This is a genomic window from Ruegeria sp. N8, from assembly GCF_056531325.1.
The window spans coordinates 131,307-156,686 of sequence record NZ_JBQFLQ010000006.1; the positions used below are offsets into that span (position 1 = coordinate 131,307).

A 25,380-nucleotide genomic window follows, 5' to 3' on the forward strand; every position below is an offset into this window, starting at 1 on the left:
TGTGCCTTGCATCTATGATGCAATTCAGATCGGCGGAAGCGCCCGCATCACCCAGATATCCATGGGGTGCTCAACCCCGCGCACGGTCTGGCCCGGCAGCTTTTCAAACCCCTCTGTCAGGGTCGCGGCATTATGTCCTTCCATTGTAAGCTGGCTGCAAACCTCGTCGCTCAATATCACCTGAGCCATTTTGACTCGGGTCAAAGCCTCGAGCTTGGCCGCCACATTGACCGCGTCTCCGATCACTGCAAATTCCAACCGGTTCGCGCCGATATCGCCCAAAACCACCGGCCCATAGTGCACTCCGATACCCACATGGATTTCCGGCTCACCCGCGCGGCGCCTGTCAGTATTCCATTGATTGATCACACGGGTCATGTCGCGCGCGCAGGCCACCGCATTGCTGGCATCCAAAGGCGTCGGCACCGGCGTGCCAAAGGTCGCCATCAACCCGTCGCCCAGATATTTGTCCAACGTGCCATGATGGCGAAACACTTCAGTTTCCATACGCGCATGAAACCCGCGCAGCACCTCGATCACTTCATAAGGATCACGACCCGCCGCGTATTTTGTAAAGCCCACGATATCAATAAACAGAACCGCAATACTCTCTTTTCGCACCTGCTTCAGCGGTTCGTCATTCTGGCTCAGCTCATCCACCACATTGGGCGAGAAATAGCGCGACAGGTTTGCCCGTTCCCGCTCAAGCCCGGCGTTTGTCATCAGCAAGCGATTCAGCCGCCTCATCGAAATGCCCAGCGTGACCGCGACCATGATAAAAACAACCACCTGCTGAATGCGTTGCGAGGGCATAAAACTGTTTGGGTCCATCAACTCAGCCACATCCGGGTACTCCGCTAATGCTTCGGCAACGCGCTCGCTGATACCAGGGAACGGCGTGGCGACCCACCATGCAATGATCCAGCCAACGGTCCACATCATCGCGGTCCAGGACCCGATCGCCACAACCGTCCGCCAAGAATAAGCTAATGTCCCGGCGGCCAGAATGATGAAGAAATACTGGAAGTTGTCGAACCGGTACTGCATCGCCAACGGGCGCACATCGTCACTGAATGGGTTCGGGACGATCATCCCCAGCGTCATGATCAGAAGGTCCACAAAGATCAGCAGCAACTCGGTCCGCGACTGCCCGACCTGCCCCGCCCGTCGGATCAACCAGCCATTGGCGCAGATCAGCAACAGGATGAAATGGTACCACAACACCTCCCAATGAGGGTTCAGGAATACCAGCAGAATGCCGGTCAACCCCATGGCGATCCAACGTGCGCGTACCGCCAGCTCCAGTCCTTCTCGCTTGTGTCTCTCTAGCGCGGCCTCGGTGTATTTGTTGTCCAAGTCGACCGGATCCGGGCGAGTGACGAAAAACCGGCTGAAGCGGGATTGACTGGCTGTGGTGTCCGACATGGCTGAGGCTCCCTCGGTGCGCGGCGGGCTTTGCAGAATTCATATAGAAGTGAGAATGTGATGAAAACAAAAGACCCCGCCGAAGACCGGCGGGGCAAGGCTTAGTGCCTTGTGTCAGGCCACAGGCACCGGCGGTATTCAGTTGTGCATTTCAGCCCGGATTTGCTGGCGCAGCACGTCGATGGGAACGGTCTTGCCATCGCGCTTGAAGCACCAATAGGTCCAGCCATTGCAGGACGGCGCGTTTTCCAGATGCGCCCCCACCTGATGGATCGAGCCTTTGACATTGTCGCCGACCAGCGTGCCATCAGCGCGGACCTTGGCTTTGTGGCGCTGGTTCATGGAATAGAGTTCTTCCCCCGGACGCAGCATGCCGCGTTCAACCAACTGGCCGAACGGCACGCGCGGCTCGGCGCGTTTGCTGGCGCTGACCTCCAGCGCCTCGCGGTCGAATTTGCGAACCTTGGCGATGCGCTTTTCGGCGACCCTGCGATAGCTTTCCTCGCGCTCGATCCCGATGAACTCGCGGCCCAGCATCTTGGCGACAGCGCCGGTCGTACCCGTACCAAAAAACGGATCCAACACCACATCGCCCGGATTGGTCGAACCGACCAGCACCCGGTGCAGCAGCGATTCCGGCTTTTGCGTCGGATGCGCTTTGTCGCCGTTTTCATCTTTCAGACGTTCATGCCCGGTGCAGATCGGCAGCACCCAGTCGCTGCGCATCTGCACGCCCTCGTTCAACGCCTTCAGCGCCTCGTAATTGAACGTGTATTTCGCGCCTTCACGCTTGGACGCCCAGATCATCGTCTCATGCGCGTTGGTAAAGCGTTTGCCGCGGAAATTCGGCATTGGGTTCGATTTGCGCCAGACGACGTCGTTCAGAATCCAGTATCCCGCATCCTGAAGGGCCGAGCCAACGCGGAAGATGTTGTGATAAGAGCCAATCACCCAGATCGCCCCATTGGGTTTCAACAGCCGATGCGCTGCTTTCAGCCATTCGCGCGTGAACTGGTCATAGGCCCCGAAGCTGGAAAACTGATCCCAGTGATCATCAACCGCATCCACCTGAGAGTTATCCGGGCGGTGCAACTGACCTTTCAGCTGCAAATTATACGGCGGGTCTGCAAAGATCAGGTCAACCGACGCCTCGGGCAGACTGTTCATCACGTCGATGCAGTCCCCGGATAGAATCGTGTTTAAAGGGAGCGCTTTTGCGCCCTTTTTGGTGGTCGTAGTCATATCACTGCCTCAAGTGTCCACGGCGCTTTTGCGCTCATTTGGTTGAGACAAGGATGAGTCAAAGACGATTCGCCGTCAATTTCTTTTTTGAATCAGAGACTTACGATTTACTCTTGATACAAGATATTGTGGACTGGTTTAAACGAACGTCTATGGTGTGGGGTCACACCAAGATTTCGCAGCGCTTCGCGATGCATTTTTGTCGGATAACCTGCGTTCGATTCCCACCCATAGCCGGGATGCTGTTGCGCCAAATCCACCATCACTTGATCGCGCCAGTTTTTCGCAAGGATCGAGGCCGCCGCAATCGACACCGACCGCGCATCGCCTTTGACAACCGCTTGCGCAGGTATGCTCAGCCCGCGCGGAATCATGTTCCCGTCGATCAGCAGATAATCTGGCGGAGGGTTCAAAGCGGCCACCGCGCGCTCCATTGCCAGATGCGAAGCGCGCAAGATGTTGTGCTCGTCTATCTCGGCCACTGTCGCCTCAGCCACTGCGAAATCAGCCTGTTCGCGAATGGCCGCCTCCAAAGCCGCGCGACGTTTAGCTGTCAGCTTCTTAGAATCATTCAGTCCCTGAGGTATGTCGACCGGGTTCAGAATCACGGCTGCGGCAACAACAGGCCCGGCCAAGGGGCCCCGGCCCACCTCATCCACCCCGGCGATCCGAAGAAACCCGTCAGCCATGGCGGTCTGTTCAATATCGTAGGTTGGTGTCGTCATCCTTTTGGAAAATCCTGTTTCGGACCTTATCGCAACAAAAAAGAGAGGGCGGCTTGCGCCACCCCCTCCTGCGCGGCGCTTCTGCGACGCCGCTCCTGCTCGAAAACGGTTACTTGTAAACGACACGATAACCTTGCTGGCGCAGGCAGGCGGGTTCATAGGCCCGCTTGACCTTCTTGCCATTCCAGAAACCGACTTTGCACTCTCGCGGCAGGCTATTGGCATATTTGTAGTGTTTCTTGAGGCACCCGGTTCCAAGCAATTGATGACGGGGTGAATAGTGATCAAAGGTGCGCAGACATTTCTGCGGCAGGTCGTATTTCGCCAGATGGTGCGGGCGGGGACGCACCGGGTGATGGGGTTGGATATGCGTTTGGTGACGGCTGGCGCGTTTCTTGTCCTTTTCCTTGTTATAGTAGTGAACGCCCGCGCCGATGATGGCGATGGCGGCCAGACCGCCCAGAATATCCTTGGCATCCGCAGCCCGCGCCTGCGAGGCTGAAACACCCGTAACAGCGACGGCAGTTGCGATGATCAGGGCGATAAATTTCCGGTGCATGATGCGTGTCCTTTTGACCGTGTTGCGACGAACCCGGCTGGGCTCGTGAATTCGTTGGGTCAACACTGGGTTCACCGCCCTCCGACAAGCAATATCGGGACATTGTTATCGAATATCAGGGCCCGCAAACCCCTTAGGATATTGAATATCAGGGCAACACATGCGCAGGATGCAGCCTATGAAACCTATCCTCTCTTCTCTGGCCTTCGCGGCCCTGATATCGCTCGGCACGGCGGCGTCTGCGGCGGATTGCTTTGCGGATTACAAAGCCAAGCAGGACAATCCATTGCGATTGCATTACGGCGTTATGCAGGTGTCGTCCTGCAACAAGGGTCAGGCGCAACAAGAGGTGTCCCAGCGGCTGCGCACCTCGGGCTGGACCCTGCTGAACGTGATGTCGGTTTTCGGACCGGAAGGGTTGAACGAGAGGAAGGCCGATGCCGGAAAATTCTATCTCCGTTACTGACGCGCGGCGATCCGGGGTACGGTTGGTCGGCGCTGGTATTGCCGCGATTGTCCTGATCTTGATCACTGCCGCCGTCTTCCTGTTCTGGTCCCTGCCCGACGCAAACGCGTTCAATGCCCGGGTCGAGCGGTTGTTCGTCGAAAGCGACCTGACCACACAGGCCGAGATCCGCCTGCTGGAAATTCTGGCGCAATCCGGCACTGCATTTGCCGACACCTTGTCCAGCTACCGTATGGTGATCTTCGTGCTGTTGGTCTTTGCCAGCGCGATGCTGGTCACTGCGTTGGTGTTTTTGGTGATGCTGGTCCTTCTGAACCGCCGCATGGCCCAGATCGAGCGTACCGGTATTCAGGTCACATCCCTGCTGATCAGCCGCGAGGAAAACACCGTCTACCTCAACAATATGGATTTCAAACTGACCCCCGCCGCGATGGAGACCCTGTCGGTTCTGGCGGAATCCCGTCTGGATGACGAAGTCCTGTCCGGTGCCCAGATCGAGGCGGTGATCTCGGGCAAGGACGCCGCCGATTGCGAAGAGGCCGCCGGGGCAACCCGGATCAAACGCCTGCGCGACGCGCTAGGCAATCAGATGGTCAGTGAGTTGCTGGTCAAGAATATCGCCAAACGGGGATATATGCTGTCGATCGAAAAAGACGTGATCCAGATGGTCTGACCCCGCTGCCGCGCACGCCGCATGTGCAAAAAACTGTGCGCGGTCCCTCTTGGCATTCCCGGTCCGAAGTCCCATCCTTATAGGACCCCGGACAGGGAGGTCGATGATGAACGTCCACACCACTCCGCATTCCACAGGCTATCGCATCTCGGTTGAACGACTAAAAGGTCGGATCGCCATCTATCGCGGCGACGTGCTGCTGGCTGAAAGTGCCAACGCCGTGGTGATGTATGAAACCCGCTTGCCTCCGACGATCTACATCCCCCGCGCAGATGTGTCTGTCGAATTGAGCGAAGAGACCGAATTGCAAACCTTCTGCCCGTTCAAGGGAACGGCAACCTATCATGACGTGGTCCTTGGGGATCAGCGCCTTGCGAACTCGGTCTGGGCGTATGAGGACGCGCTGCCCGAAAGCAAGGCCATTCAGGGCCATATCGGGTTCCTGCCCAACGCCTATGACCGGCTTGATCTGGGTGGCAATACGCTTGAACAACCCCAAGACGGCAATATCAGCGGCCCTTTGATTGACTGGCTGATGCGCGGCGCCTCGGAAATCGAAACCTCGGAAGCCTTTACCAAAGCGCTGTCCGAGAAGATGCTGGAGCACGGCATTGCCATTCAACGCCTCAGCATTCTGGTCTGGTCGCTGCATCCGCTGATCGCTGGCAAGCACTACATTTGGGAAAAGGGCGAGGATGAGATCTCGACCAATGTGCCAACCTATGAAATTCACGACCATCCGGCCTATATCAACAGCCCGTTGCGACATGTCTCGAACGGGTTGGGCGGAGTTCGCCAGCGGCTGAGTGACGACAACCCGTATAACAGTTTTCCCATTATCGAGGATTTGCGCGCCAAAGGTGCAACCGACTACGTCGCCATGCCCCTGCCATTTTCCGATGGCCGCACCAATGTTCTGACTCTGACCAGCGACCACCCGGATGGGTTCACGACCGAGAATCTAGGTCTTGTCTTTGAATGCTCGGCGGTGATTGCCCGGTTCTACGAGGTGTTCATGCAGCGCGAAAATGCGCAGGTTTTGTTGGAGACCTATGTGGGCAAACGGTCCGGCGCGCGGGTTCTGGGTGGTGAAATCCGACGCGGCGACGGGGATGAGATCGACGCCGCAATCATGTTCTGCGATCTACGTAACTCGACCCGGTTGGAGGAAAAACTGGGCCGCACCCGCTATATCAGCCTGTTAAATGGGTTTTTTGAAACCGTTTCGGGCATCGTGCATGACAATGGCGGCGAGGTTTTGAAATTTATCGGCGACGCTGTTTTGGCCGTGTTCCCCGCAGGTGAGAACTCGATCACGGCCCGTGCCAATGCGCAGCGCTCTGCGATCGGTATTGTTGAAAAGCTTGGTGAGTTTCGGGCCTCGGGATCAGATGCCCATTGCGATTGCTCGATCGGCGTCGCCTATGGGCGTGTGACCTATGGCAATGTCGGATCCCGCGAACGGCTTGATTTCACCGTAATCGGTCAGGCCGCCAACATCGCCGCGCGATTGGGGGAATACGGTAAGACCGTGGGTCACAGGATCGTCGTCTCGTCCGACATTGTCCCCGCCTGCGCCGACGCGCTACCCCTTGGGGACGTAGCGCTCCATAATGTGTCTCAGCCGGTGCCATCTTTTGCGCTAAAAACAGCGGCTGATCACATACTGGACGGGCAAACGCCAAGTCCCTAGCCACCCAAAAGGATCAAAGCAGTCTGCGCGGGCGATATCGTTTTCTGCAGCTGCGAGGTCTGGCTACGCGCCAGATACCTGTCCGTCAGTGCGGCTATGGCCCCCTCATCCGTGAACTGCGCCAGATCATCCGAGCCAGTCAGGCGCGATAGCCTGTCCTTGAACACATCCAACTGCTTATCTATATTCAACTGCCCAAAACTGGACGGAAGCCCCAGGGCGGTTTCCATCATACTACGCAGCGGTGGCAAACCCATCAACTCAAACCACTTAGTATCTGCACTGCCCTCCTGCGCCGCCAAATCTGCCAGTGTGTGCTGAGCAAAAAGCGAGATACGCATGGATTCGTCAGATTGACCCACCGCGACCTCAAATCGGGACACGACATTGTCCCGCGCAATGTCCTCCATGAATGTGACCAAGCCGGTTCTACGAATTTCCCCCGGACCAAGACCGAACGCTTCGGAAAACTCACGATACCGTTTGTCAGACAGCCGGTTTGACAAGGCGTCATCCGCTGAAGTGCCGTCTGACAGCACCTTCTGGATGAAAAACCGATTGTTGATATCGTCCTCCAACCCGAAAGCGCCTAATGCCACCTGCAGCAACCGCCGATCTGAAACCAAATCATCGGCGGTCTGCACTTTGGAGATATTGTCCAGAAAATACCGCGTCTCGCGTTCATTGACCGCTGAGGTTGCGAAACTGTCGAGTTGCGCGTCATAAGTACGCTGCAAAAACCGCCAGCCAACCAGACCGCCAGAAGGTATGACGGGCTGAAAGGTCATTGCTGATAGGCCATCAACCGCTCTTCCCGCGGCAACAACGTACGCAGGGACTTGAGGCATTTGTAGAATTGCTCAGCCAAAAGGGCTTCTGTGGCCTCAGCCAACACCTTTCGGCTATCGGCGTCAGTGAACACCTGGCTCAACTCCTCGACACGTCGCAGCAGTTGTTGGCGCGCCTGATCCGGCTCCATGTCGCCCGACAGCACCAGCTGTGCCGCATAACAAACGCGGCGGACGGGCGTGTTCACTTCATCCGGGTGAATAGCATCGCGCAAACGCAGGACATTGGCTTGCGGCGTCATAATTGAAAACCGGCTGCGACGGTCCCCGTTCTCGACGACCACGCCGTTGATCAGTACCCGTTCTTTCGGGGCAAGTTTCAGCACCAGCCCACCCATCAGGTTGCCCCCATCTGCCTGAGCCCGCGCAACACTGCCATATTGATCTCCAACAAGGGTTCAACCGTCGCCTTGTTGCCCAACACCTGACCGCTGTGCTGCTCGGTAAATTCCGCAAGGTAAAAAATCCGCGCGCGCAGATCATTGGGCAGCGCATTGTCGGAATCCGCGACGCCACTGGCCAAGACGTTCCACAACCGACGGTTTTCGTGCAACGCCTGAACAAAAGTTCCGAAATCGGATTTCTGACGAGCTGCTGCTGCCTTGAGGCGATGCGTAATCTTGGAAATCGCCTCGTATTCGGTGTCGCGCGGCGTGCGCGTCGGGGCGGCGGTTTGTACGTAGGCACGCTGTGCAAGAGTTTGCGGTATCACTTGAAATCCTTCCAATGGGCCGTCTTAGGGCGGTCAGAACCGGGGCGCGTTTCCACGCCCCGGCCAAGTTCCGAAGATTAACGGAACAGCGACAGGATCGACTGCGGCGCCTGATTGGCGATCGACAGCGACTGGGTGGCCAGCTGCTGCTGCACCTGAAGGGCTTGCAGACGGGCCGAGGTCTCTTCCATGTCAGCGTCAACCAGCGAGCCGATACCGGATTTGAACGAGTCCGCCAGGTTCGAGATGAACTCTTTCTGGGTCTCGATCCGGCCTTGCGACGAACCGAAGGCTGCTGAAGCATCAATCGCAGTGTCGATCAGCGATTCGATGGTTCCCAGCGCAGCCTGTGCGCCTGCATCCGTGGACACGTCTATCGAAGCCAAAGCACCCAGGCCACCCGCGTTCGCATTGGTGAACTGCGCCGAAACTGTCACGTCACGGTCCGCATCCGCGCCCGCTGTGGCAGTACCCGTTACAAAGGTCAGCGTGCCAGGAGATCCCGAGTCGTAGTCAATCGCGACGCCGGTAATGCCTAGGGAGTCGATCTGATTCTTCAGGCCAACTGCAACGATGGCATCCGTATAAGCCGCATCGTAAGTCCCCGAGGGGTCCAGATCAGCGTCTTGAACGGTGTAGGACGCAACCTTGTCGCCAATCGTGATTGACACTTTGTCGCCCGCCGCAAAGTTGTCGGTAGAGCTGTCGATCACGATATCTCCGGTGCCGCCGGACTTGTCCATCGTGAAACCCGCCGCATCGTTGTCAGAGGTCACATTGTCCGAACCCGCCAGAACACCCTTACTGGTATAGCCGCCGGTCGACAGGTTTTGCGACGCAACCGAAATCGACGATGCGGTCACATTCCCCGCAGAGTCGCGATCCAGAGACGCCAGGATCGAGGCTGTACCGGCCGAACCGTCAACCAGGTTCAGACCATTGAATTGTGCAGCGCTGACAACAGAAGAAATCTGATCTTTCAACGCAGTTACGTCATCGTTGATCTTGGCCCGATCCACGTTGTCTTCTTGCGCTGCGACGATCTTGCCCTTCATCTGGTTCAGAAGATCAGTCACGGTTTCCGAAGCATTCCGCGCCACTGCAACAGTCGATTCGCCCAAAGCTAGGCTGTCTTTAATCGCGTTGAATCCTTTGACGTCGGATTCCATAACTTTCGAGATCGCCCAAACCGCTGAATTGTCCTTGGCCGTGGCAACGTCTTTACCGGTCGAGATCGCGTTCTGGGTCATCGCCAGATTTTTGTTGACCGATTTCAGAGTCTGCAGCGCAACCATTGCGCCATTGTTGGTCAGAATGCTGGACATAGCTTCTTCCTTTTTACGTATGGGCCCTTTGCGCCCGTGCTAACCCCGCACCACTTGCGGGCTTTAACGTCTTTCTGATCTGTGCGATCCGCCGTCCGGCTGTTCGCGCCACTTGCTGTTTCAAGTGCCCGATCACCTTGGCCCCTGATCTCCTAACGGAGTGCTAAAGCCCCTAGGCTGGAAATTTTGGATTTGAATCAAACCGCCACCTAGGCGCGTTTTTCCAGCTTGGCGTGGCTGCGCACGGCAAAATCGCTGCGCTGCCCGTCGGCACCATAGGTGCTGAAAGCGCCGTGTACCCGGCGCAGTTCGGCCATGCGGTCTGCAACGGCGCGAATTCCGTCCGCTGCACTGCCAAGCAACGCCTGATTGCGCGCGACCTTGTCTTGCAGACGAATCAGATCTTCGCTGTCCAGCACCTGCAAATCATTGACTGCATCGATAAGCTTTTCCTTCTCGGGCGCCATCTGGGTCAGCTGATCCAGATCACCCTGCACCAGCGCGTTGCGCTCAAGGTCCAGAACCTCTTCCAAAGACTTAAGAAGCCCCATGTCAGGTTTGGTCGTCATTGGTTGTCTCCATCATTGATTGAAACAGAATTTCCGACAGGCCCACGCCACCGGTTTCGGCCAGTTGGCGGGCCTGATGCTGGACAAGGAACGAGGAAAACTGATCTTCGCCCGCACCGCCTCCGAACGAACTGCGTGCCTCCCCCAACCCGGCGGAATTCAGCATTTCCGACAGGAATGCCGCCTCAAGCTCGACCGCTGCGGCCTTGATTCTATCCGCCGAGGACGCGGGCATTGCAGGGAAGGCTGGTGCTGTAATCTTCATCGCTTTCTCCGAAATTTGCATCGAACTTTCTCGATCAAAAAGGAAAGCAGTTAAAATAAACGTAACTTCCTGCGGGCAGGTTTGTGGCCAGACAACCTGAGTGGGAGCAAAATGCCCAATCCTCTTACAGCGGTGATACCCGCCCAAAATAACGCCAAAATTTCTCCCCAACCTGCCGATGGTTCGGGACAAAAGGCCGATATGTCTTTTCAATCCGTTCTGGATGATCAGGCGCCGCCCGAGCAGAGCCTATCCGAACCGACAGAAGATCTTGTTTCTCTGCTGGATACCGAAACGGTGCCCGACTCGGATGGGGAAGAAGCCAAAGATCTGCAGATAGTCGTGGAAAAAGGTTTGCCTGTTGAAACAGGTTCGCAGACGATCAAATCGCACCCACTGTCGCGACCTGACGCTGCGCCGGCGGTCGCTGGGATTCCGCACAATTTGGCGGAAACGGGTGATAGCATACGATCTGACGAAGCTCTTGCAGAACCTCCGAAGCGCAATATGGGCGATCGACGCGCCGAGGTATCGCCTGTTTTCAACGATGACTTGCCTGAGGATTCACCAAATCTTTCGACATTGCCAAAAGCAGAGAGCAGGTCAGTTCCTGCTTTTGCAATCGCTGCGGCTCCAACGCCGTTTTCCGCAAAGAAGGAAGTTCTAACTTCGCCGATTTCCCAGGAGCCACATGTTGAGTCGGCTGCAAATCCAAAACCACCTGCTGCACCGACCCAAGTACCCAACCTTATGCAGATGCAACTTCTGGTATCGGAAAATGCCGCTGCACACACCGATTCAACTCCTCTCCCCGAGGTAGAGGACGGCCTGATCGTGAAGGAAACCGGCGCGACCGCATCGGGGCGCGATACGGCGACGACAAATCTGCCAGCGACCGCACGGTCCGAGGTTGCTCGGGCCATTGCCGGACAGATGGCGGCAGCGATCACCGCACGGCTTCAGTCAGGTGCGGTGGAAATCGCGCTGAACCCCGAAGAACTGGGGCGCGTCTCGATGGTTCTGAATGGGCGTGATGATGGGCTGCATCTGACCATAGCGGCGGAACGTCCCGAGACGCTGGACTTGATGCGCCGCCATCTTGCTGTGCTTGAGGCCGAGTTCAAAAGCCTCGGCTTCGGCGATCTGTCCTTCGACTTGGGCAACTCCGCCGACAAGGGACAGGACCCATCGGACTCCGGTGAAAATTCTTTTTCTGAGACGGTACAATCCGAACTCACCTCTGCCACTCTCCAGCGCCCGGTCAACCTTGGCACGTCCGGGCGCATCGACATAAGGCTGTGACCCATGATCTCTCCTATCGCTTCAACCACGCAGAAAGCCAATCCATTGGCGGCGTCCTCAGGTCAGACGGCCGCGCTGGCCTCGGATTTTGAGACCTTTTTGCTGATGCTGACCGCTCAAGCCCGTCACCAAGACCCGTTGGAGCCGCTGGATTCCTCGGAATACGCCGCGCAACTGGCGCAGTTTTCGATGGTGGAACAACAGGTGCAGACAAATGACCTGCTGACGGCCCTGACCCTGTCGATGAGCAGCATGAATCTGGAGGAACTAGCCAGTTGGGTCGGCATGGATGTGCGCAGCACCTCTCCATTCCAGTTCGACGGCGCGCCGGTGACACTTTACGGCCAGGCCGCTCCGGCGGCGGACGGTGCCGTTCTGGTTATCCGCGACGCAGACGGGGCCGAGGTTGAACGGATCACCGTTCAAACCACCGATTCCGTGTTTGTCTGGGCTGGAACCAAGGAGGACGGCACGCCGCTTCCGGCTGGAACCTACTCTGCCGCATTGGAAAGCTATGACGGGGAAGAGGTTCTGTCGACGCAGCCCATGTCCTCATACGCGCAAGTGATCGAGGCGCAGGTGGGCGAGGATACGGTGTTGCTGACCCTCGAAAACGGGCAGGTCATACCGGCCGGTCTGGTCTCGGGCGTTCGAACCGGAACTTGATCTGCGCGCCGGGACAGGCCAAAGCTGTGCAACGCGCGACTCAACTCCTGACCCGGTGATCCCTCTGCCCGCTTCAAACGCACCTCCGCCCCGCCTTGTGGAAGATCTGTGCCGCTCAGGTATGGTCGAGGCCGGGGCGCGTTTTCAGACCCTTTATGGCGGGCGCACCAATCAGGTCTGGAAGGTTCTGGGCGGAGACGGAGACAAGGTGCTCAAACTGTATCGTTCAGGGCTGCGCAATCCTCTGTTTCGAAACGATGCCCGGCTTGAGGCGCTCTGCCTGACGGAACTTGCCCCCACAGGGTTTGCCCCGCGCCTGCGGGCGGCAGGGCAGGACAATGATGGGCATTGGGTGTTCTATGATCACGCACCCGGTGCGCCCTGGCAAACCGGGGTCGCGCAGGTGGCTCAATTGCTGCGCAGGCTGCACAGTATGGAAATCCGGATCGACGCACCCGCCGGATGCAATGGCAGCAACGACCTGCGGGATCATACGCGGCGCATTCTGGGCCTGTGCAAGACACAAGCTCGCCAGCGGTTGGAACAGCTTTGCCCGCAGACCCATGTTGCCGCCACGCCGGACACTTGCCTCATCCATGGCGACCCGGTAGCCGGAAACATCCTGGCCTCAGACACGGGTCTGACGCTGATTGACTGGCAATGCCCGGCGATTGGGGACCCCTGCGAAGATATCGCCTTGTTCCTGTCCCCAGCTATGCAGCGCCTCTATCGCGGGGCACCCTTGACGCCCGAGGAGGAGGCGGCGTTTCTGACCTCCTATGACCAGCCTCAAATCCTCGCGCGTTTCAACGCGCTGCGCCCCTGGTATGCATGGCGGATGGCGGCCTATTGCTTGTGGCGGGTCGAGAACGGGGCCGACGACTATGCCGCCGGGCTAGAACTGGAAATCGCGTCCCTCTGACCGCGCTACAAATCCGCAAGCCCCATCATCGCGTAGGCAGGCGGCATCAGGGCGCGTCGCCACCGCCCCAGGGGGAACCGACCGGGCCTGCGGGTCATCGGCTCTGGCAAGTCCGGGTTATGCCCCAAAGCCAGTTGAGCCAGAGCCCGTCCGCAAAAGCTTCCCATCGCGACACCGTTGCCGTGATAAGCAAACCCGGCGAACATACCAGGCTGATCTGGCACCGGACCGGCATAGGGCATCAGGTTGCGGGACAGGCACACCATCCCCGACCACATATGAGTGACGTCCACCCCGCGCCACTCGGGAAACATCGCCGCAAAGTCATGGCGAACCTTTTGGCGAATGCCGGCCTCGGCACGCGACGAGGACCGAAGGCCGCCGCGCATTCCGAACAGGAACCGACGATCCGGCATCAGGCGGAAATAGTGCAACAAATTCCGGGTGTCATATGACATCTGATCCGAAGTCCAACCCTGCGCCTGCAGTTCGGCCTGCGTCAAAGGCCGCGTCACCAGAACGGTCGACTGCGCAGGCATATAACGCCCAGACATCCAGGCCGGAACATCCTCGCTGGAATATCCGTTGGTGCAGATCAGAACGTTTGCCGCCTGTATCCGGCCAGTTGGCGTCTGGACATCAAAGCCGTTCGCTGTTTTGACAATTTTTGACACCGGGCTTCTCTGAAAGAGCTGGGCGCCGCGCGCTTTGGCGGCGTCTGCCAGTCCGTACAGGTACTTCCTTGGGTTCAGACCAAACCCGACGGGGGTGGTATAGCCGCCATGGAACGCGCCACCGAACCCCAAGGCGGGCAGGTCTGCAGCTTCGTGCAAAACACCCAAGGCCTCGGCGCTTTTCCTCAGCCTCTCCATTGCCCGCGCATTGTGCGCCAGTTGGGTTTCACCTTTGGAATGGGTTTCGGCGTCGATTTCATAACTGCTCAGAAGATCGGCGACCAGATGGACGGCATCTTCCTCGGCCTGCGCATAGCCCGCTGTCGCCGCCTCACCGAACAGACGGGTCATGGCCTTGGGGTTAAGCTTCGACCCGCCCAGACAACAGAACCCACCATTTCGGCCAGACGCCCCCCAGCCGGGCGTTTCGGCCTCAAGCACAGCGACGGATGCCCCGGCCTTGGTCAGATGCAACGCGGCGGACAGGCCAGTGAAACCCGCGCCAACAATGGCTACGTCAACGACCAAATCCCCAGACTGTTCCGGCCAATTGGGGGCGGCAATTGTTTCGTCCCACCAGCATCCCTGCCTTGGGCCGGGACCATAGGTATAGTCCGGAAACAGCCGTTTCATTCGGCCCGTGCCGCGGCCATTTCATCCTGCTTTTGTCGCATCATGGCGCGTTTTGTCACCAGCGACGCGGTAATGACGCCCACTGTCACGACGGCGATCATCAACGTTGACAGCGCGTTGATCTCGGGGCTGACGCCCAGCCTGACCGCCGAGAAAATCTTGATCGGCAAGGTCGTCGCCGACGGCCCCGAGGTAAAGGACGCAATCACCAGATCATCCAGCGACAGGGTAAAGGCCAGCAACCAGCCGGAAATCACGGCAGGCGCAATGATCGGCAATGTCACTAGGCGAAACGCTTGCGCGGGCGAACAACCAAGGTCCAGAGCGGCCTCTTCCAGCGACTGATCGAACGTCACCAAACGCGACGAGACAACGACCGAGACGAAACACATCGAAAAGGTCGTATGCGCCAGAACGATGGTCAGGATACCGCGATCCAGCCCGATGCCGATGAACAGCAGCAGCAGCGACAGGCCGGTGATTACCTCGGGCATCACCAGAGGGGCGTAGATCATACCGGAGAACAGCGTTCGACCGAAGAAACGCCCCCCACGCACCAGCACATAGGCGGCGGCGGTGCCCAGAATGGTCGCCAGCGTAGATGAGAACACAGCCACCCGGATTGTCACCCATGCCGCATCCAGAAACGCCTCGTTCTGGACCAGCTCACCATACCATTTGGTCGAGAAGCCAGCCCAGACGGTGACCAGCTTGCTTTCGTTGAAGGAAAAGATGATCAGGATGATCATCGGGATATAGAGGAACGCAAATCCCAGCGTCAGCGAGACCGCGTTGAACCAGCTTAGCCTGTTCATTGCTCGGCCTCCGTCTGTTTCTGCTGGTTGCGCTGGAACAGCACGATTGGGATCACAAGGATCAGCAGCAGCACTACGGCCACGGCGCTCGCCACGGGCCAGTCGCGGTTCGAGAAGAACTCCTCCCACAAAACCTTGCCGATCATCAACGTGCCTGACCCGCCCAGAAGCGAGGGGATGACGAATTCACCAATCACCGGGATCATTACAAGGAAACAGCCTGCTATGATACCGGGGCGCGACAGCGGGATTGTCACAAGCCAAAAGGCTTGAACCCGCGAACAACCAAGGTCTTCGGCGGCCTCGATCAGGGATTCGTCCATCCGTTCCAGCGCCGAATAGATCGGCAGGATCATGAACGGCAGATAGGTGTAGACGATGCCGATATAGACGGCAGTGTTGGTGTTCAGAATGGTCAGCGGGGTCGAGATCAGCCCTGTCCACAGCAGCAACTGGTTCAGATAACCTTCGTTCGACAGGATACCCATCCACGCATAAACGCGGATCAGGAACGAGGTCCAGAAGGGCAGGATCACCAGCATCATCAGCGTCGGGCGCCACTCGGCAGGCGCGCGGGCCATGCCATAGGCGATCGGATACCCCACTAGCAGGGTCAAAAACGTCGAAATCAGAGCGATTTTTACGCTGGACAGGTAGGCTTTCCAGTAAAGGTCATCCTCGGTCAGCCAGACATAGTTTTCCAGGTCAAGCTGGCTGAAGAAATCCTTGATGCCCGACCAGCCCTGCGAAAAGTCCAGCGTCGGCGTATAAGGCGGAATCGCCAGCGCGATATCCGACAGCGAGATTTTCAGGACGATGAAGAACGGCACCAAGAACAGCGCCAGCAGCCAGACATAGGGGACGGCGATCAGAAAGGCGCGGCGCATCAGTCGGCCAGCAGAACCGCAGCCGTTGCTGTCCAGGACAGCCAGACCGGGTCTTCCCACGTGAATGAACGGCGCGAGATACGGCGGGTATTGGCCGTCTGCGCCTTGATGATCGTGCCGTTGGGCAATTCGACGTGATAGGTGGACAGGTTCCCCAAATAGGCGATGTCATGGACCTTGCCTTGCACCGCATTTATCGCGTCCGCCGGGCGGTCGGCCGAGATAGTTACCTTCTCGGGGCGGATGGCCAGATGACAGGCCTGCCCCCGCGCAAACCCTTTTGCCGAGGTCGCGGTCAACGGGGCCTGCCCTTCGGCCCAATCGATCTGATAGGTGTCTTCACCATTGGCGGTGGCGCGGCCTTCAATGATGTTCACGTCGCCAATAAAGTCTGCGACATAGACCGAGTTGGGGTTCTCATAAATCCGGTCCGGCGTGGCGACTTGCATCAGCTGTCCCTGATCCATTACGGCCACGCGGCTCGCCACGGTCATAGCTTCCTCCTGATCGTGGGTCACGATGACAAAGGTGGTGCCGGTCTTTTCCTGAATATCCATCAGCTCGAACTGCGTGTCCTGCCGCAGCTTCTTGTCCAGCGCGCCCAACGGTTCGTCCAGCAGCAATAGTTTTGGCGCTTTCGCCAAAGACCGTGCTAAAGCGACCCGCTGCCGCTGCCCGCCCGAGATCTGGTGCGGTTTACGACGCGCGAATTGCGTCAGCCGGGTCAGGCGCAGCATTTCTTCGACTCTGTCCTCAAGGTCGCGTTTGGGCATGTTGTCCCGGCGCAGACCAAAGGCGATGTTTTCCCAGATGCTCAGATGGGGGAACAGTGCGTAGGATTGGAACATCATGTTCACCGCCCGCTTGTTCGGTGGGATCGGGTCGATATCCTGACCGCCCAACATGATGTGGCCTTCGGTGGGCGTCTCGAACCCGGCCAACATCCGCATCATTGTGGTCTTGCCGCAGCCCGAAGGCCCCAGAAGAGCGAAAAATTCTTTCTCGAAAATATCCAGAGACAGGTTGTCGATTGCCGTAAAGTCTCCAAACCGCTTGGTGACATTCTGGAATTGGATCAAGGGTTTCGCCTGTGGGTCTTCCCACGGCGCAAAGACGTCAGAGTTCACTACAGCCCCCGTTCGGCAATCTTGGGAAAAACGGCAGGGCGGAAAACCCGCCCTGCCTTAGGAAATCGGATCAGGTACCCGATTTGATCTTGGTCCACAGACGGGTCACAACCCGCTGCGTTTTTGCCGGGTAGGGCGTGGTGATGTAGAGATTCTGCATCGTTGCGTCGTCCGGATAGATCGCCGGATCGCCGATCACGTCTTCCTCAAGAAACTCTTGCGAGGCCTTGTTGCCATTGGCGTAGTACACATAGTTCGACGCCGCAGCCATGTTGTTGGCATCCAGGATGAAGTTCAGGAACTTATGCGCACCTTCCGGGTTCGGTGCATCCGCCGGAATCGCCATCTGGTCGAACCACATCAGCGAGCCTTCGGCGAAGGGGTGATATTCAATCTCGACTCCGTTGTCGGCCTCGGCGGCACGGTCACGGGCCTGAAGAATATCACCCGACCAACCCACGGCCACGCAGATATCGCCATTGGCCAGCGCGTTGATGTATTCCGAGCTGTGGAATTTCTGGATGTAGGGGCGCACGCTGGTCAGCACTTCTTCGACCTTGCCGATCACCTTGGGATCATGGCTGTCAGGGTCTTCGCCCAAAAATTGCAGCGTCATCGGAATCATTTCCGCGGGCGCATCCAGGAAATGAACGCCGCAACCGGCCAGCTTTTCCATATTCTCAGGTTTCAGCACCAGCTCCATGCTATTCAGCGCAACATCGTCGCCCAGCAGCTCACGCACTTTGCCAACATTCACACCGATCCCGGTGGTGCCCCACATGTAGTTGATCGAATAGGCGTTGTCGGGGTCATAGCCCGCAGTGCGTTCCTGAATGACATCCCAAAGGTTGCCTGAATTGTCCAACTGCGACGTATCCAGTTGCTGGAAAGCCCCAGCCTGGATCTGGCGCTGAAGGAATGTGCCCGAGGGCACAACCACATCATAGCCCGATCCGCCAGCCAGCATTTTGGTTTCCAGAACTTCGTTGCTGTCGAACACATCGTAGATCAGCGTCAGGCCGGTTTCGGCCTCGAACTTCTCCAGCAGCTCCTCGTCGATATAGTCCGACCAATTGTAGACACGCACCTCTTCGGCGAAGGCCGCCGAAGTCCCCAATGCGATGACCGCTGTCAGTGTCAGCGTTTTGATTGACATTTTCTTCTCCCTGCAAGTGTGCGGGTATTTTCCCGTTTTTTTGGATTTGATCAAGTTTTGCGTTTTCCCCCGATCCATCGTATGGTTTCACGAGGTCAGATTCCTGGCAAGTCAACATAGTCGAAAATAGGGTAAACCACTTGGATTTGATCAAAAATAAGGCGGTTTCACAGGTCTCCGGGGATCAGAAACAGCCGGCGCATGAACAGGTCTATCAGACACTGCGCGCACAGATCATGTACGGCGATCTGGTGCCCGGACAGCCTGTCACCATACAAGGACTGACTGATTCGCTTGGAGTTGGCATGACCCCTGTACGCGAGGCGATCCGAAGGCTGATCTCGGACGGCGCACTGGTGTTTCAAGGCAACCGTCGGGTCAGTGTACCTTTGCTGAAGGACAGTGATGTCGGGCAAATGATTTTTGCAAGAATTGCAATAGAATCAGAGCTTTCCAGACGTGCGACCCTTAACATGAGCAAGGCCGAGATAGACGCGCTCGCCCGCATCGATCAACGATTGGACCGCACCATCGCGGATGGAGATGTCGGCGGCTATCTGCGCCTGAACCACCAGTTCCACCAAACTCTGTACGCCCATGCCGACGCCCCGATTCTGAACGATTTGGCCGAAAGTCTGTGGCTTCGGTTCGGCCCGTCCCTACGAGTCGTATGCGGCCGGTTCGGAACTCATAGCCTGCCGGATCGCCATAAGGACATCGTCTCGGCACTGCGTGATCAAGACCCCCAGCGCGTTGCAAAAGCCACCGCGCAAGACATCGAACAAGGGATGGAACTGATGGCCGGAGCACTATCGACGTCCTAGAATAATGCGATTCGATTGACAGGGAAAAATTTGATCATATTGTGATCGCCAACCGCTCTTGCAGGAGATTCCCCGATGTCGACCATCACCAACCACATGCCGACCGCCGAGTTGCAGGCGCTGGACGCTGCTCACCATATGCACCCTTTCTCGACCAATGCGGACCTGAGCAAGGACGGTGTGCGAGTCATTACCGGCGCCAAAGGTATCTATTTGTCTGACAGTGAAGGGGAACAGATTCTGGATGCCATGGCCGGGCTCTGGTGCGTGAATATCGGCTATGGCCGCGATGAACTGGCGGATGCCGCCGCCCGCCAAATGCGCGAGCTTCCCTACTACAACACCTTCTTCAAGACGACCCATGTCCCCGCCATCGCCTTGGCCAACAAACTGGCCGAACTGGCGCCAGGCGATCTGAACCATGTGTTTTTTGCAGGCAGCGGGTCCGAGGCAAATGACACCAATATCCGCCTCGTTCGCACCTATTGGGCCGAAAAAGGCCAGCCTGACAAGAATATCATCATCAGCCGCCACAACGCCTATCACGGCTCATCCGTAGGCTCAGCGTCGCTTGGCGGAATGGCTGGGATGCATGCTCAGGGCGGCATTCCGATCCCAAATGTCCATCATATCAATCAACCCAACTGGTGGGCCGAGGGCGGCGACATGGCGCCAGAAGAGTTCGGCCTGGCCCGTGCGCGTGAATTGGAAGAGGCGATTCTGGAGTTGGGCGAAAACCGCGTTGCAGCCTTCATCGCCGAACCCGTGCAGGGCGCGGGTGGCGTGATTGTAGCTCCCGAAACCTATTGGCCGGAAATCCAGCGCATCTGCGACAAATACGAAATCCTGCTGATCGCCGATGAGGTGATCTGCGGCTTCGGTCGCACCGGAAGCTGGTTCGGCTCACAAACCATGGGCATCCGCCCGCACATCATGACCATCGCCAAGGGCCTCAGCTCGGGCTACGCCCCCATCGGCGGGTCCATCGTCAACGACGACATCGCCAAAGTTATCGGCGATACCGAATTCAACCACGGCTATACCTATTCCGGTCACCCTGTTGCCGCTGCCGTGGCGTTGGAAAACCTGCGCATCCTCGAAGAGGAACGCATAGTGGACCACGTCCGCGACGTCGCCGCCCCCTACCTGAAAAAAAAATGGGAAGCTCTGACCAGCCACCCGCTGGTGGGTGAAGCGAAAATTGTCGGCATGATGGGCTCAATCGCCCTAACCCCGGACAAATCCAGCCGTGCAAAATTCGCATCCGAAGCTGGAACGATCGGCTTGATCTGCCGCGAGCGCTGCTTTGCCAACAATCTGATCATGCGCCATGTCGGCGACCGCATGATTATCTCGCCACCGCTGATTGTGACACCTGCGGATATCGACGAAATGTTCCTGCGCATCCACAAATCACTGGACGAAGCGCATGCAGAAATCACCAAACAGGGATTGATGAGAGCCGCCAATTGATCCGCGCAGCTTCATCTGGCCAAAAATATCTCGGGGGAGTCGCGGCCTGCCGCGGCGGGGGCAGCGCCCCCTTTACCTCAGCCGCTCAAGCAACCGCAGGGACGGGTAGCCATCCGGCACCAACCCCTGCGCGAGCTGATATTCTCGCACAGCATTGACCGTATTTGGGCCCGTGCGTCCATCCACGCCCTGCGTATCAAACCCGGCTTCAGTCAAGCGGGTCTGAAGCTCTTTCTTCTCGGTAAAGCTCAGCACCCGGTCGCCACGTGGCCACGCGCCTTGAAACGGCGCGCCACCCGCCAAACGGTCCGACAGGTGCCCGACCCCGATCACATAGGCATCCGCGCTATTGTACTTCTCGATCACCCGGAAATTGTCGAAGACCATCAACGCAACCCCCTGCCCGCCAGCAGGCAGCAGGATCGCGGCCTTACCATGGTTGGGAACCGCACGGCCTTGCGGTGTCACCACCCCCTGCCGCGCCCATTGCGATGGTTTCAAAGTATAATCCCGCCGCGCCTGGCTATAGTCGAACCCTTCAGGCAACCGCACTTCAACCCCCCAGGGCTGACCCTTTTTCCACCCATGGCGCGCCAGATAAGACGCGGCCGAGGCTAGCGCATCCGTTGGATCATCGGCCCAGATATCCCTGCGACCATCGCGGTCGAAATCCACCGCATGTTCCAGATACGAGGTCGGCATGAACTGCGTATGCCCCATCGCACCCGCCCAACTTCCAACCATATTGGACGGCGCTACATCCCCGGCCTCGACAATCTGCAAAGCCGCAACCAGCTGCGCCTCGAAAAACTGCGCGCGGCGGGCGTCAAAGGCCAATGTCGCCAGCGAGCGGATCGTCTGATCCCCGCCTTTGAATGATCCATACGAGGTCTCAAGCCCCCAGATCGCGGTCACAACCTCTTTTTCGACGCCATATTTCTTTTCGATCTTGTTCAGGGTTTGACTGTAGTCATCCAACCCGGCACGCCCACCCGCGATGCGTTTGCTGGACACAGCGGAATCCAGATAGTCCCAGATCGGTTTTGAGAACTCGGCCTGATTGCGGTCCCGTTTGATGACGTCCTTGTCATAGGTCAGCCCGGCCAGTGACCGGTCCAAAGTACCCGCCGAAATCCCCTGTTCCAGCGCCCGTTTACGAAAGGCGCCCAACCACGCCTGAAAGCGTGCGTTTCCTTCGGTTGCCACCCGATACTCCTGTGTCGATGGCCGCAAGGCCGGACGCAGCGAAACCGTCACATCCGCCGAGGCCACCTGAAAAGCCCCTGACCCGTCTTCTGCGTGACCCGGCGATACCTGCAAAAGGGACGCCCATAGCGCGACGGTCACGGCGCCGCTGATGCTTTTACGCATGTCGAATGTCCTGATTACTGCTCAAGGCCAAGAATAGCGCAAAACGGGAAATTCACAAAGCGCGCAAAAGACCGATGCGCCGTGTTTTGCCCAGCGAACGCATGCTGACGGCACCGGTTCGTGACCTGAGGCCCGGCCAGGGCGCCTACTTCTGCCGGCGCTTGCGTTCGACCTTGCGCTTGATCTTGTCTTTCTTTCGCTTGTTGCTGAGCGCCTTTCGCCGCGCGCCGCGTTTCACCGGACCTCGCCCACGCGGCAGGGCCTGATCGTCGATGGACAGCAACTCCAGCTCCAACCCGCCCGTAACCGGCGTCGCCTCAGTCAGGCGCACCGTGACGCGTTGGCCGATGGCGATAATCAGCCCGGTGTCTGATCCCATCAGCGTCCCGGCCTCGCGGTCGAAATGAAAAAACTCACGCCCCAAGGATCGCACGGGCACCAACCCATCAGCGCCGGTTTCGTCCATCTTCACAAAGGCCCCGAACCGCGCGATGCCGCTGATGCGGCCAGTGAATTCATTGCCCACCCGCTCGCTCAGATAGGCGGCCAGATAGCGGTCGGTTGTGTCACGCTCGGCCATCATCGAACGCCGCTCGGTGTCCGAGATATGGGTGGCGGTTTCGTCCAGCCGCGCGATTTCATCTTCGGTCAGCCCATCCTTGCCCCAACCATGGGCCGAGATCAGCGCGCGATGCACGATCAGGTCCGCATAGCGGCGGATGGGCGAGGTGAAGTGTGCATAATTCCGCAGCGCCAGACCGAAATGGCCGAAGTTTTCGGGGTTGTAATAGGCCTGTGCCATCGACCGCAGGGTCGTCAGGTTGATCAGCTCCGCATCTTCGGTTCCAGCAGCGGCGTTCAGCAGCGCGTTGAGGTGGCGGGTTTGCAGCACCTGCCCTTTCGCAAGGTTCAAACCGGCAGCCTGAGCCGTTTCCCGCAGGCTCTCCAGTTTCTCGGGCGCGGGTTCTTCGTGGACGCGGAACAGCAGCGGGCGGCGTTTGGCAATCAGCGTCTCAGCAGCAGCCACGTTGGCGAGGATCATGAACTCTTCGATCAACTTATGAGCATCCAGCCGGTCGCGAAACGCCACGCTGGTCACTTCGCCGGTGTCGCTGAGGACGATCTTGCGTTCGGGCAGGTCCAGCTCCAATGGCTGTCGCACCGCACGCGCGGATTTCAACGCGGCATAGGCAGCATAGAGCGGTTTCAGCACCGTCTCCAACAGCGGCCCGGTGCGGTCGTTGGGAGTACCGTCGATGGCCTCCTGCACCTCGGCATAGTGCAGTGACGCAGCCGAGCGCATCAGCCCGCGCACAAAGCAATGGCCGATTTTGTTGCCCTCGGCATCAATCTGCATCCGCACGGCGATACAGGCGCGCGGGACGCCTTCGTGCAGCGAGCACAGGTCGCCCGACAGGCGGTCCGGCAGCATCGGCACCACGCGGTCGGGGAAATAGCTGGAATTGCCGCGCTTGCGCGCCTCGCGGTCCAGCGCGGTTCCGGGCTGCACATAGGCGGCGACATCGGCGATGGCGACCCAGATCACATGACCGCCGGGGTTCTTCGGATCATCGTCCGCATGCGCATAGCACGCGTCGTCATGATCGCGCGCATCTGAGGGGTCGATGGTCAGCAGCGGCATATCCCGCAGGTCCTCACGGCCCTTCAGACCGACGGGTTTGGCCTTGTCAGCCTCGGCGATCACCTTGTCCGGGAAGTCGTCGGGGATACCATGCTGGTGGATAGCAATCAGCGAGACCGCCTTGGGCGCGGTGGGGTCGCCCAACCGTTCAACGATGCGGGCGCGGGGCAGGCCCATGCGGTTCTTGGGCCCGGCCTGTTCGGCCTCGACCAACTCACCGTCCTTTGCGCCCAACACAGCGCCATCGGGAACAAGCCATTCATTCTGGCCCGCTTTGTCGATGGGTACGATCCGCCCGCCCTCGGCCCCTTTGCGGAAAATGCCGACGATCTTGCGCGGGTTGGTGCCGATCCGGCGGATCAGGCGGGCCTCATAATTATGGTCTTCCTCATGCACCACGGTCAGGCGGGCGAGAATCCGGTCGCCCTCGCCCAGCGCCGGGTCACTGGCGCGGGTGATCAGCATCACGATAGGTTCGACCCCTTCGCCATGCCACTCCAAAGGGCGCGCGAACAGGTCGCCATCGGCGTTCGGAGCCTTGACCTGCAACACACTGACAGGTGGCAGACGATCGGGGTCGCCATAGCTGCGCTTGCGCTTTTCCAGATGGCCGTCGGCCTCAAGCTCGCGCAGGATGCGTTTCAGATCGATCCGCGCCGCCCCCTTGATCCCAAAGGCTTTGGCGATATCGCGTTTCGAGGTCAGGGTGGGGTTCGCCGAGATCCAGTCAAGGACCTCCTGCTTGGTGGGTATGCGACTCATATATTTGGCGTAACACGGGCGTGCGACGGCGTCATGACCAAAAACGGATCAGGGTTTCAGATCCGCCACCGTGTCCACATCACGCAACGGGTCCAGCAGCGACACCCGCGCGCCGGGGATCGATGCCAGCGTATCCGCCAGCGCATGTTCGGTGGACCAGCGCACATTGCTAAATAGACCGTCGGGCAGCGCACCGTATCTTTGCGCGCCCACCAGCCAATACCCGCCATCGGGCGCAGGGCCGAACACCATCTGCGCTCCGCCAAGCGCTGTGAACGCGCGGGCAATATGGCTACGCGTGATGCCCGGAATATCCGCCCCGATCAGACAGACGGGTCCTTTTGGCATCCCGCGCAACATTCGCCCCATCCGGTCACCCAGATCTCCCCGCCCTTGCGCTGCGCGCGGCAGGTCGGTGGGCCAGATGCGGCTGGTCAGCCCTTCGCGGTCGGGCGAAACCGCGAGCACGATCTGCCAGCGCGGGTCGCGCAGCCGCCGGATCAGGTTTCGGGTCTGATGGCGAAACCACCACGCTGCACCAACCATGCCGATATCCCGACCCAGCCGGGTTTTCACCCGACCCGGTCGCGGCTCTTTGACCATGATCACAAGGGTGCGCTGCAT

At 58.6% G+C, this 25,380-nt stretch carries 26 protein-coding genes; 8 read left to right on the plus strand and 18 right to left on the minus strand.

From position 1 onward, the window contains the following. Window positions 1-24: 24 nt before the first annotated feature. The 4 genes from ACR0C5_RS13300 to ACR0C5_RS13315 form a co-directional block, all read right to left on the minus strand. Entirely contained in the window at window positions 25-1,425 is a 1,401-nt protein-coding gene (locus ACR0C5_RS13300; protein ID WP_480877249.1) for an adenylate/guanylate cyclase domain-containing protein, read from the minus strand. 138 nt (window positions 1,426-1,563) lie between these two features. Next, a complete protein-coding gene (locus ACR0C5_RS13305) occupies window positions 1,564-2,667 on the minus strand; it encodes a DNA methyltransferase (RefSeq protein WP_480877252.1) in 1,104 nt (367 codons plus the stop codon). Between the two features lie 107 nt (window positions 2,668-2,774). Beyond that, on the minus strand, window positions 2,775-3,392 hold the full coding sequence (locus ACR0C5_RS13310) for a ribonuclease HII (RefSeq protein ID WP_480877255.1): 618 nt from the start codon (window positions 3,390-3,392) through the stop codon (window positions 2,775-2,777). A 109-nt stretch (window positions 3,393-3,501) separates the two neighbouring features. Beyond that, a complete protein-coding gene (locus tag ACR0C5_RS13315) occupies window positions 3,502-3,951 on the minus strand; it encodes a hypothetical protein (RefSeq protein WP_170774851.1) in 450 nt (149 codons plus the stop codon). Between the two features lie 178 nt (window positions 3,952-4,129). On the opposite strand from ACR0C5_RS13315, the gene ACR0C5_RS13320 reads away from it, so the two are divergent. The 3 genes from ACR0C5_RS13320 (at window position 4,130) to ACR0C5_RS13330 (ending at window position 6,783) form a co-directional block, all read left to right on the plus strand. Beyond that, window positions 4,130-4,417, plus strand: coding sequence for a hypothetical protein (locus tag ACR0C5_RS13320; protein ID WP_480877258.1), 288 nt, complete (start codon window positions 4,130-4,132; stop codon window positions 4,415-4,417). After that, window positions 4,389-5,090 (plus strand): winged helix-turn-helix domain-containing protein, encoded by a 702-nt coding sequence (locus tag ACR0C5_RS13325; RefSeq protein ID WP_170774855.1) that lies wholly within the window; start codon window positions 4,389-4,391, stop codon window positions 5,088-5,090. The genes ACR0C5_RS13320 and ACR0C5_RS13325 overlap by 29 nt, the downstream gene beginning before the upstream one ends. Window positions 5,091-5,196: 106 nt before the next feature. Beyond that, on the plus strand, window positions 5,197-6,783 hold the full coding sequence (locus ACR0C5_RS13330; protein ID WP_480877261.1) for a DUF427 domain-containing protein: 1,587 nt from the start codon (window positions 5,197-5,199) through the stop codon (window positions 6,781-6,783). Here ACR0C5_RS13330 and ACR0C5_RS13335 read toward each other — a convergent pair. From ACR0C5_RS13335 to ACR0C5_RS13360, 6 genes are all read right to left on the minus strand, one after another. Continuing rightward, window positions 6,780-7,571: a DUF1217 domain-containing protein gene (locus ACR0C5_RS13335; RefSeq protein ID WP_480877263.1), complete on the minus strand. Its 792-nt coding sequence runs from the start codon at window positions 7,569-7,571 to the stop codon at window positions 6,780-6,782. The two genes, ACR0C5_RS13330 and ACR0C5_RS13335, sit on opposite strands and share 4 nt — an antisense overlap. Further along, the gene (gene flbT / locus ACR0C5_RS13340; RefSeq protein WP_170774861.1) at window positions 7,568-7,969 is read right to left on the minus strand and encodes a flagellar biosynthesis repressor FlbT; all 402 of its coding nucleotides are present in this window, start codon (window positions 7,967-7,969) and stop codon (window positions 7,568-7,570) included. Before flbT ends, ACR0C5_RS13335 begins: the two co-directional genes overlap by 4 nt. Then, window positions 7,969-8,343 carry a flagellar biosynthesis regulator FlaF gene (flaF, locus tag ACR0C5_RS13345; protein ID WP_170774863.1) on the minus strand — a complete coding sequence of 125 codons (375 nt, stop codon included), beginning with the start codon at window positions 8,341-8,343 and terminating at the stop codon, window positions 7,969-7,971. The genes flbT and flaF overlap by 1 nt, the downstream gene beginning before the upstream one ends. 77 nt (window positions 8,344-8,420) lie before the next feature. Next, entirely contained in the window at window positions 8,421-9,668 is a 1,248-nt protein-coding gene (locus ACR0C5_RS13350; protein WP_170774865.1) for a flagellin, read from the minus strand. Between the two features lie 209 nt (window positions 9,669-9,877). Continuing rightward, window positions 9,878-10,237 (minus strand): flagellar biosynthesis protein FlgN, encoded by a 360-nt coding sequence (locus ACR0C5_RS13355; RefSeq protein WP_480877267.1) that lies wholly within the window; start codon window positions 10,235-10,237, stop codon window positions 9,878-9,880. Next, a complete protein-coding gene (locus ACR0C5_RS13360; protein ID WP_170774867.1) occupies window positions 10,221-10,502 on the minus strand; it encodes a rod-binding protein in 282 nt (93 codons plus the stop codon). Before ACR0C5_RS13360 ends, ACR0C5_RS13355 begins: the two co-directional genes overlap by 17 nt. A 111-nt stretch (window positions 10,503-10,613) precedes the next feature. On the opposite strand from ACR0C5_RS13360, the gene ACR0C5_RS13365 reads away from it, so the two are divergent. The 3 genes from ACR0C5_RS13365 to ACR0C5_RS13375 are packed head-to-tail and all read left to right on the plus strand — an operon-like array spanning window position 10,614 to window position 13,392. After that, a complete protein-coding gene (locus tag ACR0C5_RS13365; protein ID WP_480877270.1) occupies window positions 10,614-11,804 on the plus strand; it encodes a flagellar hook-length control protein FliK in 1,191 nt (396 codons plus the stop codon). Between the two features lie 3 nt (window positions 11,805-11,807). Next, window positions 11,808-12,470 carry a flagellar hook capping FlgD N-terminal domain-containing protein gene (locus tag ACR0C5_RS13370; RefSeq protein ID WP_170791276.1) on the plus strand — a complete coding sequence of 221 codons (663 nt, stop codon included), beginning with the start codon at window positions 11,808-11,810 and terminating at the stop codon, window positions 12,468-12,470. A 55-nt stretch (window positions 12,471-12,525) separates the two neighbouring features. Further along, window positions 12,526-13,392, plus strand: a complete 867-nt coding sequence (locus tag ACR0C5_RS13375; RefSeq protein WP_480877274.1) for a phosphotransferase family protein — start codon at window positions 12,526-12,528, stop codon at window positions 13,390-13,392. A gap of 5 nt (window positions 13,393-13,397) precedes the next feature. On the opposite strand, the gene ACR0C5_RS13380 is transcribed toward ACR0C5_RS13375, so the two are convergent. From ACR0C5_RS13380 to ACR0C5_RS13400, 5 genes are all read right to left on the minus strand, one after another. Beyond that, window positions 13,398-14,699, minus strand: coding sequence for an NAD(P)/FAD-dependent oxidoreductase (locus ACR0C5_RS13380; RefSeq protein ID WP_480877277.1), 1,302 nt, complete (start codon window positions 14,697-14,699; stop codon window positions 13,398-13,400). Then, on the minus strand, window positions 14,696-15,514 hold the full coding sequence (locus ACR0C5_RS13385) for an ABC transporter permease (protein WP_170774875.1): 819 nt from the start codon (window positions 15,512-15,514) through the stop codon (window positions 14,696-14,698). The genes ACR0C5_RS13380 and ACR0C5_RS13385 overlap by 4 nt, the downstream gene beginning before the upstream one ends. Beyond that, entirely contained in the window at window positions 15,511-16,401 is an 891-nt protein-coding gene (locus ACR0C5_RS13390) for an ABC transporter permease subunit (protein ID WP_170774877.1), read from the minus strand. Before ACR0C5_RS13390 ends, ACR0C5_RS13385 begins: the two co-directional genes overlap by 4 nt. Next, window positions 16,401-17,528 carry an ABC transporter ATP-binding protein gene (locus ACR0C5_RS13395; protein ID WP_170774879.1) on the minus strand — a complete coding sequence of 376 codons (1,128 nt, stop codon included), beginning with the start codon at window positions 17,526-17,528 and terminating at the stop codon, window positions 16,401-16,403. The genes ACR0C5_RS13390 and ACR0C5_RS13395 overlap by 1 nt, the downstream gene beginning before the upstream one ends. A gap of 70 nt (window positions 17,529-17,598) precedes the next feature. After that, complete coding sequence (locus ACR0C5_RS13400; RefSeq protein ID WP_170774881.1) at window positions 17,599-18,684, minus strand: polyamine ABC transporter substrate-binding protein; 1,086 nt, start codon at window positions 18,682-18,684, stop codon at window positions 17,599-17,601. Window positions 18,685-18,824: 140 nt separating this feature from the next. On the opposite strand from ACR0C5_RS13400, the gene ACR0C5_RS13405 reads away from it, so the two are divergent. Beyond that, on the plus strand, window positions 18,825-19,508 hold the full coding sequence (locus ACR0C5_RS13405) for a GntR family transcriptional regulator (RefSeq protein ID WP_480877282.1): 684 nt from the start codon (window positions 18,825-18,827) through the stop codon (window positions 19,506-19,508). A 75-nt stretch (window positions 19,509-19,583) separates the two neighbouring features. Next, window positions 19,584-20,981 carry an aspartate aminotransferase family protein gene (locus ACR0C5_RS13410; RefSeq protein WP_480860190.1) on the plus strand — a complete coding sequence of 466 codons (1,398 nt, stop codon included), beginning with the start codon at window positions 19,584-19,586 and terminating at the stop codon, window positions 20,979-20,981. Between the two features lie 72 nt (window positions 20,982-21,053). On the opposite strand, the gene ACR0C5_RS13415 is transcribed toward ACR0C5_RS13410, so the two are convergent. From ACR0C5_RS13415 to ACR0C5_RS13425, 3 genes are all read right to left on the minus strand, one after another. Beyond that, on the minus strand, window positions 21,054-22,352 hold the full coding sequence (locus tag ACR0C5_RS13415; protein ID WP_480877285.1) for a lytic murein transglycosylase: 1,299 nt from the start codon (window positions 22,350-22,352) through the stop codon (window positions 21,054-21,056). Between the two features lie 145 nt (window positions 22,353-22,497). Continuing rightward, a complete protein-coding gene (rnr, locus tag ACR0C5_RS13420) occupies window positions 22,498-24,756 on the minus strand; it encodes a ribonuclease R (protein ID WP_480877288.1) in 2,259 nt (752 codons plus the stop codon). A 48-nt stretch (window positions 24,757-24,804) separates the two neighbouring features. Continuing rightward, window positions 24,805-25,380: a TIGR04282 family arsenosugar biosynthesis glycosyltransferase gene (locus ACR0C5_RS13425; protein ID WP_170774891.1), complete on the minus strand. Its 576-nt coding sequence runs from the start codon at window positions 25,378-25,380 to the stop codon at window positions 24,805-24,807.

Coding starts and splice junctions, on each gene's coding strand:
- ACR0C5_RS13415 (WP_480877285.1), bottom strand. CDS start 22,352: ATGCGTAAAAGCATCAGCGGCGCCGTGACCGTCGCGCTATGGGCGTCC.
- ACR0C5_RS13360 (WP_170774867.1), bottom strand. CDS start 10,502: ATGAAGATTACAGCACCAGCCTTCCCTGCAATGCCCGCGTCCTCGGCG.
- ACR0C5_RS13300 (WP_480877249.1), bottom strand. CDS start 1,425: ATGTCGGACACCACAGCCAGTCAATCCCGCTTCAGCCGGTTTTTCGTC.
- ACR0C5_RS13310 (WP_480877255.1), bottom strand. CDS start 3,392: ATGACGACACCAACCTACGATATTGAACAGACCGCCATGGCTGACGGG.
- ACR0C5_RS13380 (WP_480877277.1), bottom strand. CDS start 14,699: ATGAAACGGCTGTTTCCGGACTATACCTATGGTCCCGGCCCAAGGCAG.
- ACR0C5_RS13385 (WP_170774875.1), bottom strand. CDS start 15,514: ATGAACAGGCTAAGCTGGTTCAACGCGGTCTCGCTGACGCTGGGATTT.
- rnr (WP_480877288.1), bottom strand. CDS start 24,756: ATGAGTCGCATACCCACCAAGCAGGAGGTCCTTGACTGGATCTCGGCG.
- ACR0C5_RS13315 (WP_170774851.1), bottom strand. CDS start 3,951: ATGCACCGGAAATTTATCGCCCTGATCATCGCAACTGCCGTCGCTGTT.
- ACR0C5_RS13305 (WP_480877252.1), bottom strand. CDS start 2,667: ATGACTACGACCACCAAAAAGGGCGCAAAAGCGCTCCCTTTAAACACG.
- ACR0C5_RS13425 (WP_170774891.1), bottom strand. CDS start 25,380: ATGCAGCGCACCCTTGTGATCATGGTCAAAGAGCCGCGACCGGGTCGG.
- ACR0C5_RS13350 (WP_170774865.1), bottom strand. CDS start 9,668: ATGTCCAGCATTCTGACCAACAATGGCGCAATGGTTGCGCTGCAGACT.
- ACR0C5_RS13330 (WP_480877261.1), top strand. CDS start 5,197: ATGAACGTCCACACCACTCCGCATTCCACAGGCTATCGCATCTCGGTT.
- ACR0C5_RS13355 (WP_480877267.1), bottom strand. CDS start 10,237: ATGACGACCAAACCTGACATGGGGCTTCTTAAGTCTTTGGAAGAGGTT.
- flbT (WP_170774861.1), bottom strand. CDS start 7,969: ATGGGTGGGCTGGTGCTGAAACTTGCCCCGAAAGAACGGGTACTGATC.
- ACR0C5_RS13410 (WP_480860190.1), top strand. CDS start 19,584: ATGTCGACCATCACCAACCACATGCCGACCGCCGAGTTGCAGGCGCTG.
- ACR0C5_RS13370 (WP_170791276.1), top strand. CDS start 11,808: ATGATCTCTCCTATCGCTTCAACCACGCAGAAAGCCAATCCATTGGCG.
- ACR0C5_RS13320 (WP_480877258.1), top strand. CDS start 4,130: ATGAAACCTATCCTCTCTTCTCTGGCCTTCGCGGCCCTGATATCGCTC.
- ACR0C5_RS13335 (WP_480877263.1), bottom strand. CDS start 7,571: ATGACCTTTCAGCCCGTCATACCTTCTGGCGGTCTGGTTGGCTGGCGG.
- ACR0C5_RS13325 (WP_170774855.1), top strand. CDS start 4,389: ATGCCGGAAAATTCTATCTCCGTTACTGACGCGCGGCGATCCGGGGTA.
- ACR0C5_RS13365 (WP_480877270.1), top strand. CDS start 10,614: ATGCCCAATCCTCTTACAGCGGTGATACCCGCCCAAAATAACGCCAAA.
- ACR0C5_RS13390 (WP_170774877.1), bottom strand. CDS start 16,401: ATGCGCCGCGCCTTTCTGATCGCCGTCCCCTATGTCTGGCTGCTGGCG.
- ACR0C5_RS13400 (WP_170774881.1), bottom strand. CDS start 18,684: ATGTCAATCAAAACGCTGACACTGACAGCGGTCATCGCATTGGGGACT.